The 3,084-nt window shown below is 44.2% G+C and carries 5 protein-coding genes; all 5 read right to left on the reverse strand.

Going from position 1 to position 3,084, the window contains the following annotated elements:
- Nucleotides 1–165 precede the first annotated feature (165 nt).
- The 5 genes from ACFS25_RS27135 to ACFS25_RS27155 all read right to left on the reverse strand — a co-directional run bounded on the left by ACFS25_RS27135 (nucleotide 166) and on the right by ACFS25_RS27155 (nucleotide 3,052).
- Complete coding sequence (locus ACFS25_RS27135) at nucleotides 166–579, reverse strand: energy transducer TonB (protein ID WP_381507585.1); 414 nt, start codon at nucleotides 577–579, stop codon at nucleotides 166–168.
- A gap of 100 nt (nucleotides 580–679) precedes the next feature.
- Nucleotides 680–958 (reverse strand): hypothetical protein, encoded by a 279-nt coding sequence (locus ACFS25_RS27140; RefSeq protein WP_381507579.1) that lies wholly within the window; start codon nucleotides 956–958, stop codon nucleotides 680–682.
- 150 nt (nucleotides 959–1,108) lie between these two features.
- A complete protein-coding gene (locus ACFS25_RS27145; RefSeq protein ID WP_381507588.1) occupies nucleotides 1,109–1,471 on the reverse strand; it encodes a transposase in 363 nt (120 codons plus the stop codon).
- Nucleotides 1,431–2,099: an IS110 family transposase gene (locus tag ACFS25_RS27150; RefSeq protein WP_381507590.1), complete on the reverse strand. Its 669-nt coding sequence runs from the start codon at nucleotides 2,097–2,099 to the stop codon at nucleotides 1,431–1,433. Before ACFS25_RS27150 ends, ACFS25_RS27145 begins: the two co-directional genes overlap by 41 nt.
- Nucleotides 2,100–2,590: 491 nt before the next feature.
- Nucleotides 2,591–3,052 carry a GNAT family N-acetyltransferase gene (locus ACFS25_RS27155; protein ID WP_381507592.1) on the reverse strand — a complete coding sequence of 154 codons (462 nt, stop codon included), beginning with the start codon at nucleotides 3,050–3,052 and terminating at the stop codon, nucleotides 2,591–2,593.
- Between the last annotated feature and the right edge of the window lie 32 nt (nucleotides 3,053–3,084).

The raw sequence follows: 3,084 nt of genomic DNA on the forward strand, positions 1-3,084 counted from the left end.
TTGCCACCCGTCCCTGATTTCGCAATCATTTAGGGTGAACGAATCGCACAAGTGGCAATATGTTAATCAAACATCTTGATCCGCTATTTTTTATGAACAAGTCTTTGACTAAGTCAAGAGTCTTATCCGTTTCGTTTATCAAAACGCATAAAAAGCTGCCCTCCTTCACCGAACAGAAAAGTTGATAGGCAAATTATAAAAGCAATCAACGGCTTGACCATCCACTTTGCCAGGAAGCCAATTCGGCATACTGGCCACCATTCGTATGGCTTCTGCATCGATCTCAGGAGAAATCCCTTTTAAGACCTTTACCTTTTCAATGGCACCCTGTTTATTGATCAGGAATCGAATAAAAACCCGTCCCGCTAAACCGGCTGCCTGGGCTGCTTTAGGATACCGTAGATTTTCACTGATGTACTGACCTAGTCTACTCATCCCACCCGGAAATTCGGGTTGCTGTTGGACAACTGTGTAAATTACATGATCAGGCGTTGAGCTAGAATCGGTTTGAACGGTTTGGGCGTGAAGAGGCAGCCAAAATAGACTTAGTACTATTGTAATGAGAACAGACGTACGCATATCAGGGGTGGTTTTATAAGTGCAACTTTGTTAACTTGACGATTGCTAAAAGGCTTAATAGAGAATTTCATCAAGCCTTTTAGCAATCGCATTTACGCCATTATCGCATCTCAACCGGCGGGGGGGCTAAGGGCACCTGCACCGGGGCGGGTTTGTAAATAGCTCCCGTTGCAAAATCAACGATGGTGCCCGGCCAGAACAGAATGATATCCGCAATTAGGGCACCCACTCGAACTTGGCGTTGTGGCTGGCCATCGAAGGGTTTGGTTACTTGATAACTGGTTCTTGGTCCACCAAATACGGTCGCACAGCCGCTTAGAACGAGAACGCAACTACCAATGACTGCCACCTGAGTGAGCAATAATTTGATCTTGAACATAGCGTATGTTTTAGTTTCTACACTAAAGCTAGATATGACTAGAGTTTAATCTATTCTGTTGGTTAAAGAGGTTCTGCCACCCTCTAATTGAAGGCCTGTTGTTAGAGCTCGATTCTTAGAATAGTTTATTAACATGAACTGTGTTAAAAGTCAAGCCATCGAGCGTAAAATAGGTTGGTAATTTGGATCATAGTCTTCGTTAAATTTAACCACCGCATAGGCCTGACGAAGTAATTTATTGACGACAGCCATCAAGGCTACATTAGTCACTTTACCTGCCGCTTTCAGCCGCTGATAACACTCGCGACAGGATTTATTGTAGCGAATGGCTGACAAGCTGGCCATATATAATTGGCCTCTCAAATGAGCATCCCCCGAGCGGTTGATCCCTTTAGTCTTACCCACTTTCCCTGACTGATAAATCACGGGAGCCACGCCAATGAACTTAGCCAGAGCCTTGGCGGATGTAAAGTCACGAAAGCCGTTTCGGGGCCGCCCGTGCGGTGGTCTCAATTAAGGCGGTGGCGATGACATGAGAAATCCCTTTTATGGACCGTAACCGCTTGTACTGGTCGGCAAAATCAGCTTGACAAACCTGATTAATTTCTGCTTTTAGTTGCGCAATGGCCGCCTGAAAATGAGCAATCATCTGCTGCAAACTCTGCTGAACAGTATCATCTTTTAAGGGCAAAGGCGCAAACGATTCGAATACATTAAGCAGCGCTACCCGCTGTTTTTGGTACTGTCTGAGCAATGTTCGCTTCTGTCTAAGCAACAGCAAACTGTCATTACTCAATTGATAAACAGGTGGTTGTACTACCTTTCCATACTCTGACAAAAGAATTGCATCTTGCGGATCGGTCTTGGTCACCGACAGGTGCATTTTAGCAAAGTGGTGACTTTGCTTAGGGTTGATAACCGAGATTGTTACACCTGCTTGAGTGAGCATATAGGTCACTAAAACGGAATACGAACCTGTTGCTTCCAGCACACAATGAGCCTGGTCAGGTAATTGGCCTAGAAGGGCACGAATACCGTCAGGGGAATTAGCATACTCCGCTAGTTTCCAGCCAGCATTAAGCTTAGGAACCGCCACTGAAAGAGTATCTTTGGCTACGTCAATACCAATGTAAGTGGTCATACGAACAGGGAGTTACAAAGGGGAAAAGAAAGAGATAACAGGGAGTTGAGGCCTTGAATTTTTTGACCCTAGCATAGCATACACGGTTTTTCACCAATTGAACTGTTCAGGCTTGAAAATTCACCAGCGGGAGTCAAAACATGTTAAGCAGGTTTGGCTAATAAGATATCGGACTTACCTCCGCTGGTGGCTCAAATCACAGCTGAATAACTGCTTTTTTTGAGTATTTTTCAATTCAGTTCAAACGTACTATAAGATAGTATATGCAACTTGCCTAAGAAAAGTACCATTTTCAAAGCAACTAATTTGTCAAAAGGATGTGCAGAGAATCGCCCCTTCTTGGCTATAGAATGACCACTGAGTTAATCTTTTCAAGAAATAGTTGGTAAGCTAGGAAATTTTCGAATGCTCAAATAACCCTCCATTTTGAGACGTGGTATTGTTCAGGTATCGGCTTTTCAAATGACGGTAAAGCACTCAACTTTTGACCATCAAAATTTAAGCTTCATTCCCTCATGCGTGGCTACGTACCCCAAGGATTTGTAAAATTTAATCGCTTCAGGGCGTTGTTTGTCGGTCGTGAGTTGGACCATATAACAGCCTTTTTCTTTCGCTCTCTCGCTGGCATAGTGGAACATTTTCTTGCCTATTCCCTGGCCACGGCAGGAAGATGCCACGCGTACCGCTTCAATCTGGGCGCGCAGACCGCCTTGATGGGTTAGATATTGAATAAAGGTCAGATGATACGTGCCAACGACCTCTCCATTTAGTTCAACAATGGTCAGCTCCTGATTGGCATCAACCCTAATTTTTTCGTAGGCCTGATAATAAGCCTCGCCTAAAACAGATTCAGATTTTTCTCGTAATGCTCCTAAAGGGTCATCCAGTAGCATTTCAACAATTTTGGGCAGGTCGGCTTTGGTCGCTAATCGGTAGGTAAGGTCGGTATTCATGAGCTACTAATTGTGAATCTGCGATAAAGCTA

It is taken from the genome of Spirosoma flavum (genome assembly GCF_042686045.1).
GTDB classification, from domain to species: Bacteria; Bacteroidota; Bacteroidia; order Cytophagales; family Spirosomataceae; genus Spirosoma; species Spirosoma flavum.

Coding starts and splice junctions, on each gene's coding strand:
- ACFS25_RS27135 (WP_381507585.1), bottom strand. CDS start 579: ATGCGTACGTCTGTTCTCATTACAATAGTACTAAGTCTATTTTGGCTG.
- ACFS25_RS27140 (WP_381507579.1), bottom strand. CDS start 958: ATGTTCAAGATCAAATTATTGCTCACTCAGGTGGCAGTCATTGGTAGT.
- ACFS25_RS27150 (WP_381507590.1), bottom strand. CDS start 2,099: ATGACCACTTACATTGGTATTGACGTAGCCAAAGATACTCTTTCAGTG.
- ACFS25_RS27155 (WP_381507592.1), bottom strand. CDS start 3,052: ATGAATACCGACCTTACCTACCGATTAGCGACCAAAGCCGACCTGCCC.